Source organism: Variovorax multivorans (assembly GCF_051216835.1).
Lineage (GTDB): Bacteria > Pseudomonadota > Gammaproteobacteria > Burkholderiales > Burkholderiaceae_C > Variovorax.
In genome coordinates this window covers 104,630-118,663 of sequence record NZ_JBPJZL010000001.1, presented here as the reverse complement: position 1 = coordinate 118,663, position 14,034 = coordinate 104,630, and the positions used below count along the sequence as shown (strand labels likewise).

The 14,034-nt window shown below is 65.1% G+C and carries 18 protein-coding genes; 12 read left to right on the top strand and 6 right to left on the bottom strand.

Translation table 11 applies throughout. From position 1 onward, the window contains the following. The first annotated feature begins 94 nt into the window (after positions 1–94). On the top strand, positions 95–1,000 hold the full coding sequence (locus tag ACSFCA_RS00565; RefSeq protein ID WP_435458286.1) for an SDR family oxidoreductase: 906 nt from the start codon (positions 95–97) through the stop codon (positions 998–1,000). 15 nt (positions 1,001–1,015) lie between these two features. Here ACSFCA_RS00565 and ACSFCA_RS00560 read toward each other — a convergent pair whose 3' ends face one another. Continuing rightward, a complete protein-coding gene (locus ACSFCA_RS00560; RefSeq protein ID WP_258354597.1) occupies positions 1,016–1,684 on the bottom strand; it encodes an FMN-dependent NADH-azoreductase in 669 nt (222 codons plus the stop codon). Between the two features lie 135 nt (positions 1,685–1,819). On the opposite strand from ACSFCA_RS00560, the gene ACSFCA_RS00555 reads away from it, so the two are divergent. The 4 genes from ACSFCA_RS00555 to ACSFCA_RS00540 all read left to right on the top strand — a co-directional run bounded on the left by ACSFCA_RS00555 (position 1,820) and on the right by ACSFCA_RS00540 (position 3,798). Then, complete coding sequence (locus ACSFCA_RS00555; protein WP_435458285.1) at positions 1,820–2,716, top strand: LysR substrate-binding domain-containing protein; 897 nt, start codon at positions 1,820–1,822, stop codon at positions 2,714–2,716. Between the two features lie 133 nt (positions 2,717–2,849). Continuing rightward, positions 2,850–3,017 (top strand): hypothetical protein, encoded by a 168-nt coding sequence (locus ACSFCA_RS00550; RefSeq protein WP_176928836.1) that lies wholly within the window; start codon positions 2,850–2,852, stop codon positions 3,015–3,017. Between the two features lie 250 nt (positions 3,018–3,267). Further along, the gene (locus ACSFCA_RS00545) at positions 3,268–3,513 is read left to right on the top strand and encodes a hypothetical protein (protein ID WP_435458284.1); all 246 of its coding nucleotides are present in this window, start codon (positions 3,268–3,270) and stop codon (positions 3,511–3,513) included. Next, entirely contained in the window at positions 3,514–3,798 is a 285-nt protein-coding gene (locus tag ACSFCA_RS00540) for a hypothetical protein (protein WP_435458283.1), read from the top strand. Positions 3,799–3,805: 7 nt separating this feature from the next. Here the strand turns inward: ACSFCA_RS00540 and ACSFCA_RS00535 are convergent, their stop codons facing one another. Next, positions 3,806–4,546 carry a hypothetical protein gene (locus tag ACSFCA_RS00535; protein ID WP_435458282.1) on the bottom strand — a complete coding sequence of 247 codons (741 nt, stop codon included), beginning with the start codon at positions 4,544–4,546 and terminating at the stop codon, positions 3,806–3,808. Between the two features lie 65 nt (positions 4,547–4,611). On the opposite strand from ACSFCA_RS00535, the gene ACSFCA_RS00530 reads away from it, so the two are divergent. The 3 genes from ACSFCA_RS00530 (at position 4,612) to ACSFCA_RS00520 (ending at position 5,629) form a co-directional block, all read left to right on the top strand. Beyond that, complete coding sequence (locus ACSFCA_RS00530) at positions 4,612–5,115, top strand: GNAT family N-acetyltransferase (RefSeq protein ID WP_435458281.1); 504 nt, start codon at positions 4,612–4,614, stop codon at positions 5,113–5,115. 76 nt (positions 5,116–5,191) lie between these two features. Beyond that, complete coding sequence (locus ACSFCA_RS00525) at positions 5,192–5,347, top strand: alpha/beta fold hydrolase (protein ID WP_258354603.1); 156 nt, start codon at positions 5,192–5,194, stop codon at positions 5,345–5,347. Between the two features lie 78 nt (positions 5,348–5,425). Next, positions 5,426–5,629 (top strand): hypothetical protein, encoded by a 204-nt coding sequence (locus tag ACSFCA_RS00520; RefSeq protein ID WP_258354604.1) that lies wholly within the window; start codon positions 5,426–5,428, stop codon positions 5,627–5,629. Between the two features lie 66 nt (positions 5,630–5,695). Here ACSFCA_RS00520 and ACSFCA_RS00515 read toward each other — a convergent pair whose 3' ends face one another. Continuing rightward, positions 5,696–7,225, bottom strand: coding sequence for a serine hydrolase domain-containing protein (locus ACSFCA_RS00515; protein WP_435458280.1), 1,530 nt, complete (start codon positions 7,223–7,225; stop codon positions 5,696–5,698). Positions 7,226–7,359: 134 nt separating this feature from the next. Next, on the bottom strand, positions 7,360–8,286 hold the full coding sequence (locus ACSFCA_RS00510) for a LysR substrate-binding domain-containing protein (RefSeq protein ID WP_435458279.1): 927 nt from the start codon (positions 8,284–8,286) through the stop codon (positions 7,360–7,362). 108 nt (positions 8,287–8,394) lie between these two features. Between ACSFCA_RS00510 and ACSFCA_RS00505 the strand changes: the two genes are divergently transcribed. Continuing rightward, complete coding sequence (locus ACSFCA_RS00505) at positions 8,395–9,096, top strand: FMN-dependent NADH-azoreductase (RefSeq protein ID WP_435458278.1); 702 nt, start codon at positions 8,395–8,397, stop codon at positions 9,094–9,096. Between the two features lie 29 nt (positions 9,097–9,125). After that, the gene (locus ACSFCA_RS00500; RefSeq protein WP_258354608.1) at positions 9,126–9,533 is read left to right on the top strand and encodes a PaaI family thioesterase; all 408 of its coding nucleotides are present in this window, start codon (positions 9,126–9,128) and stop codon (positions 9,531–9,533) included. 4 nt (positions 9,534–9,537) lie between these two features. Here ACSFCA_RS00500 and ubiG read toward each other — a convergent pair whose 3' ends face one another. Both ubiG and ACSFCA_RS00490 read right to left on the bottom strand, forming a co-directional pair. Beyond that, positions 9,538–10,245: a bifunctional 2-polyprenyl-6-hydroxyphenol methylase/3-demethylubiquinol 3-O-methyltransferase UbiG gene (gene ubiG / locus ACSFCA_RS00495; protein ID WP_435458277.1), complete on the bottom strand. Its 708-nt coding sequence runs from the start codon at positions 10,243–10,245 to the stop codon at positions 9,538–9,540. Positions 10,246–10,261: 16 nt separating this feature from the next. Further along, positions 10,262–10,678: a thiol-disulfide oxidoreductase DCC family protein gene (locus tag ACSFCA_RS00490; protein WP_435458276.1), complete on the bottom strand. Its 417-nt coding sequence runs from the start codon at positions 10,676–10,678 to the stop codon at positions 10,262–10,264. Between the two features lie 64 nt (positions 10,679–10,742). On the opposite strand from ACSFCA_RS00490, the gene ACSFCA_RS00485 reads away from it, so the two are divergent. Both ACSFCA_RS00485 and ACSFCA_RS00480 read left to right on the top strand, forming a co-directional pair. Further along, positions 10,743–11,069 (top strand): metalloregulator ArsR/SmtB family transcription factor, encoded by a 327-nt coding sequence (locus tag ACSFCA_RS00485; protein WP_435458275.1) that lies wholly within the window; start codon positions 10,743–10,745, stop codon positions 11,067–11,069. Positions 11,070–11,251: 182 nt separating this feature from the next. After that, the gene (locus tag ACSFCA_RS00480; protein WP_435458274.1) at positions 11,252–14,029 is read left to right on the top strand and encodes a sensor domain-containing diguanylate cyclase; all 2,778 of its coding nucleotides are present in this window, start codon (positions 11,252–11,254) and stop codon (positions 14,027–14,029) included. Positions 14,030–14,034 lie beyond the last annotated feature (5 nt).

The following is a 14,034-nucleotide window of genomic DNA, read 5'->3' as shown; positions in this document are numbered from 1 at the left end:
AGGCGGTCGCAGACACGCGTCACACGAACGACAGTCAACCGGGCTGCAAAGCGTTCCAATAGGAGGCGCAGAGCCAACCACAGGAAAGAATTCAATGATTCAAGACTTCAAGGGCAAGACCGCCGTACTCACCGGCGCGGGCTCGGGCTTCGGCCTGGAGTGCGCGCGCATCGGCGCCGCCCGCGGCATGAACCTCGTGCTGGTCGACGTGCAGCAGGACGCGCTCGACAAGGCCCAGGCAGAAATGGGGGCTGCCGGCGCACAGGTGCTGGCGCGCAAGGTCGACGTGTCGAACGCGGCGCAGATGGAAGCGCTGGCCGCCGCTGTGAAGGAACGTTTCGGTGCGCCGCACTTCGTGTTCAACAACGCGGGCGTGGGAGCCGGTGGCCTGGTGTGGGAGAACACGGTGGCCGACTGGGAATGGGTGCTGGGTGTGGACCTGTGGGGCGTGATTCACGGCGTGCGCCTGTTCACGCCGATGATGCTGGAGGCTGCCGCGAAAGACCCGGCCTACCGCGGCCACATCACCAACACCGCCAGCATGGCGGGCTTGCTCACACCGCCCAACATGGGCATCTACAACGCGGCGAAGGCGGCAGTCGTGAGCCTTACCGAAACGATGTACCAGGACCTGAACCTCGTCACCGACCAGATCGGCGCGAGCCTGCTGTGCCCGTACTTCGTGCCCACCGGCATCACCAGCAGCGAGCGCAACCGCCCGAATGCGCCGAAGGAAACCGAGCTCACCAAGAGCCAACTCATCGGCCAGGCCATGAGCAACAAGGCGGTGAGCAGCGGCAAGATCACGGCCGCCGAAGTCGCGGCCAAGGTGTTCGACGCCATCACTGCCAACCAGTTCTACGTGTTCAGCCACCCGAAGGCGCTGGGCAATGTGCGCAGCCGCATGGAGAACATCGTCTCCATTACCAACCCGGCCGATCCCTTCCTGGAGCGGCCCGAGATCGGGCAGAAGCTGCGCGAGCAACTGCGCTCGGCGTAGGCAGCAGCTTCCTTTTCAGGAGGCCTGCAATTCGGCCACCAGCGCCTCGACGCGGGCGAGCGCGCTGGCGATGGAGCGGTCCAGCAAGTCGTCATGGTCTTCGGCGTGTTCGATGGCCACGCTGTGCACTTCGTTGAGACCGAGCAGGGCCAGCGGGCTTGTGATGCCGGGCGTGAGCAGGTCCAGATGCGCCTGGAATCCGCCCGGCCCGTAGCCGCTGCTGCCGCACGAGGTCAGCAGCACCGTGCGGCGGTTGCGCTCGGCCAGCAGCGGCACATACGGGTTCTCGCGGCTGCGGTCGAAGTCGAAGGTCGCGCCGATGCGCACGATGTTGTCGATCCATGACTTCAGCGGTGCCGGCATGCTGAAGTTGTACATCGGCACGCCGATTACCAGCACGTCGGCGCGGCGGATCTCGGCGATCAGCGCATCGCTCTCGGCGAGCACGGCGTGCATCCACGGTTCGCGTTCTGCGGCCGGCGTGTAGCCCGACGCAATCCACTCGCCGGTGACGTTGCTCGGCGGTGCGGCACCGATGTCGCGGTAGATCACCTCGGTGCCCGGCTGTGTCGCGCGCCAGCTCGACACGAAGTGATGGCTCAACCGGCGCGAATGCGAGCCGTGAACGTGGGTGCCGGAACGACCGGGGCGGGCGCTGGCGTCGATGTGGAGCAGTGTGGTCATGGCGCGGTCCTCGTTGACGTGAAAGGTGGGATGAAGAGAATTCAGCTGTCTGCTTGACATGGTTCTCAATTTATCCAGGCACCGCCAACGCGACAAACGACGATTTCTTTGTGCTGCTGAAAAATTAATTCATCCATGGCCAACCTTCGCCAACTCCCTCCGCTGGCGGCGCTGCGCGCCTTCGAGGCGGCCGCGCGGCACTGCAGCGCCAAGCTCGCAGCCAACGAACTCTCGGTGACGCCTACCGCCATCAGCCACCAGGTGCGGCAGCTCGAAGACTCACTCGGCGTGCCGCTGTTCATCCGCCAGCCGCGGCAACTGGTGCTCACGCCGCAGGGCAGGGCGCTGCAGGTGGTGCTGAGCGAATCGTTCAATGCCATGGCGAATGCGGTGGCGCGGCTGCGTGCACCGCCCGAGCGCAGCGCCATCACCCTGTCGGCCACGCCGGCCGTTGCGGCGCGCTGGCTGTTGCCGCGCGTGAGCACCTTGCGCGCGCTGCACCCGAGGCTCGATCTGCGCATTCATGCATCGCACGAAGCGGTTGCGCTCGACGGTGTCACGGCCGACATCGCCATCCGCTACGGCAAGGGGCAGTGGCCGGGCATGGTGGCCGAGAAGCTGTTCGACACCGTCTTCGCGCCGGCCTGCAGCCCTGCGCTCAAGCTGCGCCGGCGCAGTGACCTGGCGCGGCACACGCTGCTGCACTTCGCGGTGCCCGGCAACAAGAGCCAGCCCGGCACGTGGGCCGAGTGGCAGCAGCGGGCGCAGGTGCCCGGCCTCGACGTATCGGCCGGGCCGGTGTTCTCGGATGAAACACACACCGTGTCGGCCGCGCTGCAGGGGCAGGGCGTGGCGTTGATGGGCCTTGCGCTGATTGCCGATGAACTGCGCGCGGGCAATCTGGTGCAGCCCTTCGGTCCGGAGTTGCCTGGGCTGCCGTTCTATCTGGTGTGCCTCGAGGCGCGGCGTTCGGAGCCGGCCGTGGCGGCGGTGTTCGAGTGGGTGAGAGGGCTTCAGCCGCTGGGCGCCTGAGCGCGTGACTTTCGACACTGGTGGTGGCTCGTTCGCAGTCCTAGAGTCCAACCGTGAGTCGCTTGCGCGGCTCATCTCGGGTTGCAGGAGCGAAATGCCCTGCGTTCAAAAGTACCAATGGAGGGAAGAAATCATGAAACGTGCAACCGCAATCAAGGCTGGCGCCGTGGCCGCGATCTTGTCGTCGCTGGCTCTGGCTGCCCCGGCTGTCGCAGGGCCGTTCACCCAGTGCAGCGACCACTGGCTGTTCTGGAGCGGCTACCAGCTGATCATGGAAGCGATCTTCGACCTCTGCGGCTGAGAGGCGCCTGCACTGCGCAATGTTTGACATTAGTCAAATATTGCGCAGGTTCACTGGCTTTCTGCACCGAACCCACTCTCATGTGCGGTGCGCGCGAATTAATCCCTTAGCCCGATCGGCTGTTCTTCTTAACCTTCCTGTACTTTTTTGACGAAGGTCAGGAAAGGTTGCGAGCAGTCCATGCTGCTTCGCAACTGCCTGCGCCGGCTAACGAATTACACGCGACATCTTGCGAAGAGGGAGGCTATTCATGCGCACACCGTTCCAACCCGAAACCAGCCCGGACGAGCCTTTGGCGGCCGGGCGCGGGCCAGCTTACATGGCATGGCTGTCCGTGCTCCTGTGCATCGTGGCGGCAGTTGTCTTCGTGGTCGTGGCCATCCTCGTGCCGAACATCATTGCGGCATCGATGTTCACGACGGCAGCCATCATGTTCCTGGGCGCAGGCCTGATCCTCGGCTTGAGCATGTGGGTCTTTCCGGACCTTCCCCGCTAGATGGCCTCGCAAGAACCCATGGCGGGTAAATCCGCAGCATCCATCTTTCGCGTTCAGGGCTGGCGGGTGACCCTGGTCGCAGCCTTGATCGGCTTGCTGATCGTGCTGGCCATGCTCATGAAGTGGATCGTCGAACTCCAGGTCGAGGCGGCACGGGAGCGGCGCTTGAGCGAAGCCGTTGCGCGCGAGGCGGTAGCGCGTTGCCACGAGAAAGTACCGCTCCAGGCGGTCAACGCCTGCCTGGGCGAACTGGCTGCTGCCAGGGCTCTTCAATCCAATCGCTGACGATCAGTCAGTCGGCACTGCGCCATCGTCCGGAGTCCGGGCACACGATGGCCCGCGCGCCGTTCAGCCAGACTTGCTCTTCATCCAGCTGCGGCGAGGTCGAAAGATCGATGTCGAAGGCGACTCCCAGTGCGTGCCCGACATGGACCTCCTCGATGGGAAGCTCCCAGGTCAGGAAAACTTGGCTGCAATCCCGCCCGGGCGCGAAGTCGGCTGCATCGAAGCCGCTGCTGCCGCGTTGAATGACGGCGTGAGGCTGGCCGGTGTCGAAGATCACTGCTGTGCCCCGGGTCAGCGGGATCCGGTGATCTGCAAAGGGGAAATGCAGGTCCAGCCCCTTGTCCTCGCTCATGAAGAGATTGCAGAAGGCCGCGCCGCCGTACTGCGCTCCGTCGTGGTGGTACTTCGCGCCGCGGCAGGCCATGAGGGCCACGTCGCTGGAGGCAAGCACCTCGGACAGCTCCAGCGTGCGCATCCAGTCGGACATGGCCTGCACGCAGTGCTTGTAATCAGGCCATCGCGCACGCGCCCGGGCCAGGGGCAACGGTTCGACGTCTCCGGGTTCCAGGAACAGGCGCGAAGAGATTTCGCTTTCCCAATCCGCAAGCAGACGCGCAGGAGGCGCAGGCACGTCGACCGTGGCAGACAGCACGACATTGCTCACGCTCCGGCTGCGGATGACGTCGCCGCTCCAGAAGTAGGAAGTCAGGATGTCTCGCGCGTGCTGCGGTCGAGGAGGATTGTTCATCGGGGGGCAGTGTAGTGAGCTTGGTAGCATCGCCGCGTTTAGCCGGGAGCCTTCAAGGACACCGTATGCACGTTGAACTTGTCTCTGAAGCCCAGCATGAGTCGCTGACAGACCTGCTGTGCGAGTTGCATGCCTTCTACAACGATGGCGCCAAAGTCTCTCGGGAGGCCGTGAGAGAACACCTCCTCGGCAACCTCCTGGCGGCTGGGTCGCCGCATCGCCTGGCCGTGGCTTCAGGCGATGACGGCGCAGTGGTTGGCCTGGCGGCCATCTCGCTGGTGTATTCGCTCGTCGAATTCGCTCCCGACAGGCGCAAGCATTGCCAGCTCAAGGAGCTGTATGTGAAGGCTTCTGGCAGGAGCAATGGAGCAGGCAGGGCGCTTATGGCCTGGGTGGCCCGGTACGCTGTCGAGAACGGTTGCTGTCGCATCGACTGGCCCGTCAAGGCATCGAACGACAGGGGCATCTCGTTCTACGAAGGCCTTGGTGCAGGCCGGGTTCTCGACAGGCTCAGCTACCGGCTGTCTGAACCCCAGTTGAGTCAGCTCGCCCAAGGCCTTGGCGCATGACAGGGCCGCCCGAGTTCAGGAGCGAGGAAGCCAGGGCGCGGTACAAGACGCGGAAAAGCTTTACGAACCCCAGGCGATGCTGGAGCTGGCGCAGCGCCGGATGCCTGGCCTCGAGGCTGCGATCGTGCCGGGCGCGGACCACATCGCCGCTATGTCGCAGCCTGAGGATGTCAATGGCCAGATCATCCGATTCCTGCAAAAGGGAGAGGCGGGCAAGAATGGCGGCCGTTGACGCTCAGAAAATACCCTGATGAATATTTGAGTACCAAAGAGTTAATATTTGGGCTGTCAGGCAGACAAGGAGGATCCCATGGAAACGTACCCAACCCTAAGACAGGCCACCGGCGTGGCCCGCACCCTCAGCAAGCACTCGTCGTGCACCATGGTGGTCTATCGCGTGACAGAGGAAAAATTCGTGGCTGCGCATGCCACCGACCGCGTGCAGGGAAGCATCGAGGCCGTGTACCGCGACGGTTATGTCGTGCCGACCCTCCTGAGCAAGCGGGTCGAATGAAGAGAAAGCCCGGGCTCCGCCTGGAACCCGGTCAGCGCAGGCCTCCTTCGGGAGGCCTTTTCACGTTCACGACGAGCTGGGCACAGCCTGCATCAGCAGCGTCAGCGCCTTTCGCAGGCTTGTGGCCGACGCGCGCTCCCCCTTGTCATAGCCAAGCCGCACCACCACCAGGTCGTGCGAAGGAACGATCAGCACCGTCTGCCCGCCCGCACCCAGCATGTAGTACGCCGTGGTCGGCACCGGCCAGGTGCTCGCACCGTTGATCGCGCCGTTGAGCCAGAAGAAGCCGCCGTAGATCGGGCGCTTGTCGGCAGCCCAGGCCGGCGCCAGGGTGCTCACGAACTTGACGAAGCCCTCGGGCAGGATTCGTTCGCCGTTCCAGATGCCGTCCTGCAGATACAGGTTGGCCAGTCGCGCCCAGTCGCGCCCCGACATGAAGTCGTAGCCCTGTGCCAGGAAGTTGCCGTACGGATCGGTCTCCAGCGTCATCGTGCGGATGCCGATCTTGTCGAACAGGTTTCTCTGCGGGAACGACAGGTACTCTTCGCCGCGCTTCTCCACGGCAAGGCGGATCAGGTAGTTTGCGAGCACCGGGTCGGTGTTGCGATAGCGGCCGATGGTGTTGGGCGGCCATTGCTGCGGACGCGTGGCTGCATAGTTGAACGAGTTGATGCGGCCGGTGTAGAGATAGATGTGGTCGGGGTAGGTGCCGTTGGGGTCGAAGTCCGGATCGTCCGGCGCCTTGATGCGCAGTCCGCTCGACATGTGCAGGATGTCCTGGATCTTGATTTCCTTGCGCTTGTCGTCCGCTCCCTGCCATTCCGGAATGGGCGCCGGCTGGTCGAGCCGGTACTCGCCCTGCTTCATCAGCACGCCCAGCATCGTCGCGGTCACGCTCTTGCCCATCGACCACGATTCGAGCGGCGTGCTTGCCGTGATGCCGTTCATGTAGCGCTCGCCGACGATGCGCCCTTTGTGCGTGACGATGAAGGCTGCGGTGTAGGCCTCCGGCAGCTCGAAGGCCGCATCGACTGCCTGGTTCACTTTCGTCGTGTCGATGCCGGGCGCGGGGCCGGCGGGCATCACGTCGCCCATGGGCCATGCCTGTGTCGAGGGATCGGGGAGTGCGCTCGTCACCGCCACCGGCGTGAAGAACACGTCGTCCCTGTCAGGTGGAAGCGTGATGCAGCCCTGCGAGCCGTAGTAGCGCGCCACCAGTGTCGGACCGTTCGGGATGGCGATGCGGATTTCCTTCTTGACGCGGTCGACCACCGGCTTGCCCACTTTCTTGCGCTGGTCGTAAGGGCCGGTGAAGTAGCCGACGCTCTCGGCGGCGACGTCGGGGTCAAGGCCGGTGATGAACGCGGCGGAGCACATCGTCTTGGCGTAGCCCGAGGTGTTGTGTTCCAGGGGATCGCCGGGCGGCGGGACGTAGGGCGTGTTGAGTTCGTAGCTTCTGGCGCGGGCGATGAGGGCTTCGCGTGCCGGCAGCTCTGGGGTGCTTGTGGTCGGTGTGGTTCCGCCCGCGGCGGGGAGTATGCCGATGCCCCCGCCTCCACCACCTCCACCGCCGCCTCCACATGAAGTCAAAGCCACTACAAGAAGCGCGCCTGTTGCAATGGCAAGAGGGACGCGGGCAAACCTCGTCATGAACTCTCCTCACTTTATTGTTGGTGCCGGAGTCTCCATGAGAAACGTAACGACCTGCAAGCCTGGCGTTCAGCTTTTTCTCAGCCTGTGGTGGCCTGCGACGCGATCCACTCCCACACGGCGCGGATGGCCGGCTCGTTCTCCCTCCCGTTCGCAACCGAAAGAAAGTAGCTGCCGGTTTCGAGCGCGGGCCCGAAGGGCTGCACCAGCGCGCCGCTGCGAAGCTCTTCAGCCGACAGCGTGAGGCTCAGCAACGCCACGCCATGGCCGGCGAGGGCGGCCAGCATCGCGTGCGTCTCGTCGGAAAACGACAGGCCCGAGGCTTTCATCGCGCGCCCCCTCGGCGGTGCGATGCCGGCTTCGCGAAACCAGCGCGGCCACACGGCGGGTGCGAGCGCCTGTGGCTGCCAGTCGCAGTGGATCAGTTGGTGCCTCGGCAGGTCTGCTGCGCGCTTCAAGCCCAGCATCGGGCTGCACAGCGGCGCATAGCGCTCGGGCATCAGCTCGCGCGACACCAGCCCCGGCCAGTTGCCGCGGCCCGAGCGCACCGCGATGTCGGCATCGCCGCGCGCCAGATCGACCACGGTATCGCTCGCATGCAGCCGCAGCTCCACCCCGGGGCTGGCCTTGCGGAACGCCTCCATGCGCGGCAGCACCCAGCGCGCGGCGAACGCGGTGTTGGTGGTGAGAGTGACGGCCTGCGATGCGGCGGGGCGGCGCAGCTTGTCGACGCCGGCTTCGAGCATGTCGAAGCCCATGCGCAGGTCGTCGAACAGTCGCTGGCCCGCGGGCGTCAGCGCGAGCTGCCGCGTGAGCCGGCGAAACAGCGGCTGGCCCAGCGTGTCTTCGAGCGCACGCACCTGGTGGCTGATGGCCGATGGCGTAACCGAGAGTTCGAGCGCCGCGCGCTGAAAGCTCAGGTGTGCGGCCGCGGCCTCGAAAGCGCGCAGCGACAGCAGCGGAGGCAGCCGGCGGGGAGGGCGAATAGATGAGCCAATCTCGTTCATAGGCGGAGAAATCGTCGTTTGTGATGGCAGGACTGCATCCGTAGATTCAAGGTCTGCGCGCCATTCTGGCAGCGCGGAACGAAAGACATCCATTCATCCATCAAAACCATGACCATGAACCTTCTTCACATCGACGCCAGCGCCCGTCCGGGCCGTTCCGATACCGATCTGCACGGCTCGCACACGCGCCGCCTCTCCGCGCGTTTTGTCGAGCGCTGGCGCAAGGCGCGCTCCGACGACCGCATCGACTACCTCGACGTGGGCCGGCAGCCGCCCGCGCACGTCGACGGCCGCTGGATCCATGCGGCCTTCACACCACCGGCCGCGCGCGAGCCGTGGATGGCCGAAACGCTTGCCGAGAGCGACCGGCTGGTCGACCAGCTCATTGCAGCCGACGTCGTCGTGATCGGCCTGCCCATGTACAACTTCAGCGTGCCCGCGCAGTTCAAGGCCTGGATCGACAACATCGTGCGCGTGGGCCGCACCTTCGGCTTCGACCGTTCGCGCGGTGCGGTGCCGTACTGGCCGCTGTTGGCGGACGCGGGCAAGCGCGTGGTGCTGCTCGGCGCGCGCGGCGACCACGGCTACGACGCCGGCGGGCGCATCGCGCATCTCAACCACACCGAGGGCAGCGTGCGTTCGGTGCTCGGCTACATCGGTATCACCGATGTGTTCGAGACTGCGGTGGAGTCCGATGAGTTCGGCGGCGAGCAGCTCGCGCAGTCGATGCGGCGTGCGGAGCAGCGCGTGGACGAGCTCGTCGATGTGTTGACAGCTACTGACACCACGCTGTCAGCAGCGGCGGCATAGGATTTTTCGCTCTACTTCTGGAGCAAAAAATGACGACCGACCCTTTGCCAGAGCGCCTTCCCCGCCCGCCCACCGCCGAGCTCTTCGGCCAGCGCGTGCTCGGATTCGACAAGGAAAAGGGAACGATCCGCTTGAGCTTCGTGGCCACCGATGCATTCCTCAACCCTGCGGGCGCGGTGCAGGGCGGCATCCTCGTCGCGATGCTCGACGACACGATGGGGCCGGCGTTGTGGGTCATGAATGGCGAAGAGACTTACTCCGTCACCATCGACCTCAGCGTGTCTTTTCTGGCGGCCGCGAAGCCCGGCCTGCTGTATGGCGAAGGCAGGGTCGTGCAGCGCGGCAAGACCATCGCTTTTCTCGAGGCGCAACTGAGCGACCCGGACGGCCGCATCGTGGCGCGCTCCACGGCCAGCGCGCGCGTGGTGAAGGCCTGATGGCTCAATCCTTCTTCTGCATGGCAAGCAGGTAGCCCACGCGCAGCGAACGGTGTAGCCTGAAGTTGCGGGTGAACAGGTTGTAGCCCAGGCCGCGCTGGTCCCGCAGCACGAGGCCGGCGCTGGCGGCCGCGCTCTTGAGTTCGTCCGGGCGGATGAGCTTGCGGTAGTCGTGCGTGCGGCGCGGCAGGATGCGCAGCACCTGCTCCGCGCCGAAGATCGCGATCAGCCATGCCCACGGCGTGCGGTTGATGGTGGAGAAAAAGACCCAGCCTCCGGGCTTCGCCATGCGGGCGCAGGCGTCGATTACGGCCACTGGCGAAGGCACGTGTTCGAGCATCTCCATGCAGGTGACGACGTCGAACTTCGCCTCGTTGCCGATGGCCAGGTCTTCGGCGGAAATGGCCTGGTAGGTCACGTTCGCCGCGCTGCTGCGTGCATGAAGTGTTGCGACCTTCAGCGGCTTGTCGGCCAGGTCGATGCCGAGTACGTCTGCGCCGCGGTGCGCCATCGATTCGGCCAGGATGCCGCCGCCGCAACCGACGTCGAGCACCTTGCGGCCGTTCAGCGGGCTGAGCTTGTCGATCCAGTCCAGCCGCAGCGGATTGATCTCGTGCAGGGGGCGGAATTCAGACTGCGGGTCCCACCAGCGGTCGGCCAGGGCCTGGAATCTGGCCAGTTCGGCGGGGTCGAAGTTGGATGCTGCGCTCATGGTTCTTCTCCTTGGTTTACCAATGACCCCGCGACCGGTTCCAGCGGTAGAGCTGGTGCGCGAAGAGGTTGTAGAGCCAGGCGCCGAGCGTTCGCAGCCCGGGCCACTGAAGCGGCCTTGCCAGCCAGCGCCATCGCGGAGCAAGGGCCAGCACGCCGGCGATGGCGTCGGCACCGATGCGCGTGGCGCCCGAGGTGTCGACGAGGTGCAAGCGTTCGCGCACGTCCTCCAGCTGCAGGCCCAGCGGTTCGAGTACTTCGGGCCGGGTGTGCACGTCGATCCACTCGACGCTTGCGTCCGGTGTTTTCTCGCGCATGGCGCAAACGCCGGCATCACAGACGGGACAGGCACTGTTGTAGTAGACAACCGTGCGCGGGGGGGGGGGCGGTGGGTGCTTGCATGTCGTCGGCTCCTGTTCGGGCCATTCTGCCATCTATTTAGCTAAATGGCTAAATAACTAATTAGAGAATTGCCTACTCGCGAGCTAAACTGAACCAATGGAAAAAGTTTTCGAAGCGCTTGCCTCCACGCCGCGGCGCAAGATTCTGGCGTACCTGTCGGAGACCGAACTGTCGGCCGGCGACATTGCCTCGCGCTTCGATATGACCAAGCCTTCGCTTTCCAAGCACCTGAAGATCCTCGAAGGCGCGGGGCTGGTAAAGGCTGAGAAGCGCGGCCAGTTCGTGTTCTACAGCCTGCAGCGAGAGAGCCTGGCCAACACGCTGACCGGCTTCGTACAGGCGGTCTGCCCGGTGTCGAAGGCGCTGAAGAAAGAAAGCCGCGCCCTAGCCAGCAAGCGCTCGGCGGATTCCTCGGGCTCCTGACGCCAGCGCCCCTCGCTGTTTCCTTCCTGGAAGGCGAAAAGTACTGCAAAGGAATTCATTTTTCTGCCGCGCCACGCGGTTCACCGGAGCCTGTGTCCCGGAGTCTTTCTCCGCGCGCGGAACGCACCGATACTCTGCCCGGAAACTCCCCGCCGGCAACGTACCGGCTCCGAACAAGTTCAATGACTCCAACAGGCTTCTCGAAAATCCGCTTCGGTTTGCACACGCGCCTGAGCCTCGGCGTGGCAGCAGTGGTTCTGCTGACCACTTTCGCCATCGCCACCTTCGCCCTGCACCTGGTCAAGAGCAACATGCGCGCCTCGATCGCGACCGAGGAGGTCGCCCGCGTGGGTGCCATCGCGGATGCGATCGACCAGAAATTCGGCAGCCGCCGGATCCTGCTGCAAACCTTTGGCGGCAGCGTGGAAGCGCAGGACCTCCAGGGCGCTGCGCTACAGGCCTTTCTTGAGAAGCACGGCTCGCTGCGCAAGGCTTTCGACAACGTTGCGTTCCTCGACACGGACGGCAACCTGGTAGCCAACCTGAACGGCGTGCAGGCAATCGGCAAGGTGAACGTGAAGGACCGCCCCTACTTCCAGCAGACGGTCGCTTCCAAGGCCGGCCTCGTGTCCGAGCCCTACCGCAATCGCCTCAACGGACTGGCGCAGGTAGCCATTACCGAGCCGGTGCTCGACAACACGGGGCAGGTGAGGTTCGTGATCTCCGGCGCCATCAACCTGAAGGACCGGAACATCCTGGGCGCGCTCGGCGATGTCAGGTTCGGCAAGACCGGCTATCTGTTCGTGATGACCGTGGACGGCATCGTCGTCGACCATCCGCAGACTTCGCGCATCCTGAACCAGGTCCAGGCGGATGGCCGCGGCAATGCCGAGATCCTGCGCGCGATGGCCGGTTTCCAGGGCTCGAGCGAGGGCATCAACGATGCCGGCGTGCCCGCCCTCTATGCCTTCGACCGCACCGAGCAGACCAACTGGATCGTCGGCGCCATGTATCCGCGCAGCGAGGCCTTCGCGAGCATCGACGCCATCGAGCGCGGTGCATTGTTCGGGGCGATGGTGCTCGCGCTGTTCGCGGGCGCGCTGGCCCTGGGCGTGGCGCGCCGGCAGCTGAAGCCGCTGTCGGAGCTGCATCGGCACATGCAGTCCACGAAGGAGGCACCCGCAGCCGCCGCCGAGCCGCGCAGCAGTTACGCCCCCGACGAGATCGGCGATCTCGCGCGCACCTTCGACGAGCTGATGGCGCAGCGGCGCGCCATCGAGCTCAGCCTCGCGCGCAGCGAGGCGCAGGTGCGCACCATTGCCGACAACATCCCGGCGATGGTTTCTCATGTAGACGCATCGCTGCGCTACACCTTCGTCAACGCGCACGTGCGGGCCCTGCACAACAACGCAGCGCTGGTGGGGCGCCTGATGCCCGAGGTGCGCGGCGCCGCGGACTTTGCGCTCGTGGAGCCGCACTTCATGCGCGCGCTGGCCGGCGAGACGGTGATCCTCGAAAAATCGGGCGACCCGGCCCTGGGCATCGGCAACCGCACCTTCAAGGCTCACTACATTCCCGACGTCGATGCCGACGGCGTGGTGTGCGGCGTGTTCTCGATGACCTTCGACATCACCGAAGAAGTGAACATCCGCCGGGCCCTGACCGAGCAGGAAAAGCTGCTGCGCGACGTGACCGACAGCATTCCGGCGCTGGTCGGCTATTTCGACCGCGAGCAGAACTGCCTGTTCGCCAACATCCGGGCGCGGCAGATGGCGGGCCTGAGCGAAGGCGCGCCGCTGCAGGGCACGACCATGCGTTCTGCCCTCGGCAGGGCGGTGTACGCGCAGCACAAGCCCTACCTTCCCGTGCTGTTCTCCGGCAAGAAAGTGCGCTTTCCGGTGCGTGCACCCATCCACGGCAGGGAGGGGTACTTCCAGGTCAACCTGATACCTGACAAGAACCTGCGCGGCGAGGTCGTGGGCTTCTACCTGATGTCCTTCAACATCACGGCGCTGAAGGAAGCGGAGCTGCGCCAGGCCGAGAGCGAGCTGCGCCTGCGCGCCATCACCGACAACATGCCGGCGCTGATCACCTACATCGACCGCGAGGAGAAGATCACCTTCGCCAACGCCACCAGCCGCGAATGGCTCGGGCTCGATCCGGTCCAGGTGCTGGGGCGCCACGTGCAGGAGGTGTCGGGCCGAGATGTGTACCTGTCGCGCCAGCCGATGCTCGCCCGGGCGCTGTCCGGCGAGCGGGTGGAGTTCGAAACCAGCACTCAACGCGCGGGGTTCGACCGCATCACGCAGGTGATCTATGTGCCCGACGTGCGCGCCGATGGGGCGACGCACGGCATCTTCTCGCTGGCGCTCGACATCACGGCGCTGAAGGTGGTGGAGCACAAGCTCATCGAACTGGCGCGGCTCGACACGCTCACCGGCTTGCCCAACCGGCTGGCTTTCAACGAGTACCTGCCTGAAGCGGTGCTGCGTGGGCAGCTCACCGGCCATGCAATGGCGCTGATGTTCCTCGACATCGACCACTTCAAGGCCATCAACGACACGATGGGCCACGCGGTGGGCGATGCGGTGCTGGCGGAATACGCACGGCGCTTGCTGGGCTGCGTGCGCGGCACCGACATGGTGGCCCGGCTGGCCGGTGACGAGTTCGTGCTGGTGCTTGAGGGCCTGAATGCGCCGGGCACCGTGGCCACCGTGGCGGCCAAGGTGGTGGAAAGCATCCGGATGCCGTCTTTCGTGGTGGACGGGCAGCGCATCGAGGCGACGACCAGCATCGGCATCGCGTACCACCGCGCGGCCGATTCCTCCGTTACCGCCGAAGAACTGCTGGCGCGGGCCGATGTCGCGCTCTACAACGCCAAGGCGGCGGGGCGCAACCGGTTCGAGTTCTTCATGCCGATGGAAGAGGCGCGCAGCGATTCGCCTACGCGGCAGCACTGATGATT

Coding starts and splice junctions, on each gene's coding strand:
- ACSFCA_RS00490 (WP_435458276.1), bottom strand. CDS start 10,678: ATGGCAGAATGGCCCGAACAGGAGCCGACGACATGCAAGCACCCACCG.
- ACSFCA_RS00505 (WP_435458278.1), top strand. CDS start 8,395: ATGACCATGAACCTTCTTCACATCGACGCCAGCGCCCGTCCGGGCCGT.
- ACSFCA_RS00520 (WP_258354604.1), top strand. CDS start 5,426: ATGGAAACGTACCCAACCCTAAGACAGGCCACCGGCGTGGCCCGCACC.
- ACSFCA_RS00485 (WP_435458275.1), top strand. CDS start 10,743: ATGGAAAAAGTTTTCGAAGCGCTTGCCTCCACGCCGCGGCGCAAGATT.
- ACSFCA_RS00565 (WP_435458286.1), top strand. CDS start 95: ATGATTCAAGACTTCAAGGGCAAGACCGCCGTACTCACCGGCGCGGGC.
- ACSFCA_RS00480 (WP_435458274.1), top strand. CDS start 11,252: ATGACTCCAACAGGCTTCTCGAAAATCCGCTTCGGTTTGCACACGCGC.
- ACSFCA_RS00540 (WP_435458283.1), top strand. CDS start 3,514: ATGGCCTCGCAAGAACCCATGGCGGGTAAATCCGCAGCATCCATCTTT.
- ACSFCA_RS00530 (WP_435458281.1), top strand. CDS start 4,612: ATGCACGTTGAACTTGTCTCTGAAGCCCAGCATGAGTCGCTGACAGAC.
- ACSFCA_RS00500 (WP_258354608.1), top strand. CDS start 9,126: ATGACGACCGACCCTTTGCCAGAGCGCCTTCCCCGCCCGCCCACCGCC.
- ubiG (WP_435458277.1), bottom strand. CDS start 10,245: ATGAGCGCAGCATCCAACTTCGACCCCGCCGAACTGGCCAGATTCCAG.
- ACSFCA_RS00535 (WP_435458282.1), bottom strand. CDS start 4,546: ATGAACAATCCTCCTCGACCGCAGCACGCGCGAGACATCCTGACTTCC.
- ACSFCA_RS00525 (WP_258354603.1), top strand. CDS start 5,192: ATGCTGGAGCTGGCGCAGCGCCGGATGCCTGGCCTCGAGGCTGCGATC.
- ACSFCA_RS00545 (WP_435458284.1), top strand. CDS start 3,268: ATGCGCACACCGTTCCAACCCGAAACCAGCCCGGACGAGCCTTTGGCG.
- ACSFCA_RS00560 (WP_258354597.1), bottom strand. CDS start 1,684: ATGACCACACTGCTCCACATCGACGCCAGCGCCCGCCCCGGTCGTTCC.
- ACSFCA_RS00510 (WP_435458279.1), bottom strand. CDS start 8,286: ATGAACGAGATTGGCTCATCTATTCGCCCTCCCCGCCGGCTGCCTCCG.
- ACSFCA_RS00555 (WP_435458285.1), top strand. CDS start 1,820: ATGGCCAACCTTCGCCAACTCCCTCCGCTGGCGGCGCTGCGCGCCTTC.
- ACSFCA_RS00550 (WP_176928836.1), top strand. CDS start 2,850: ATGAAACGTGCAACCGCAATCAAGGCTGGCGCCGTGGCCGCGATCTTG.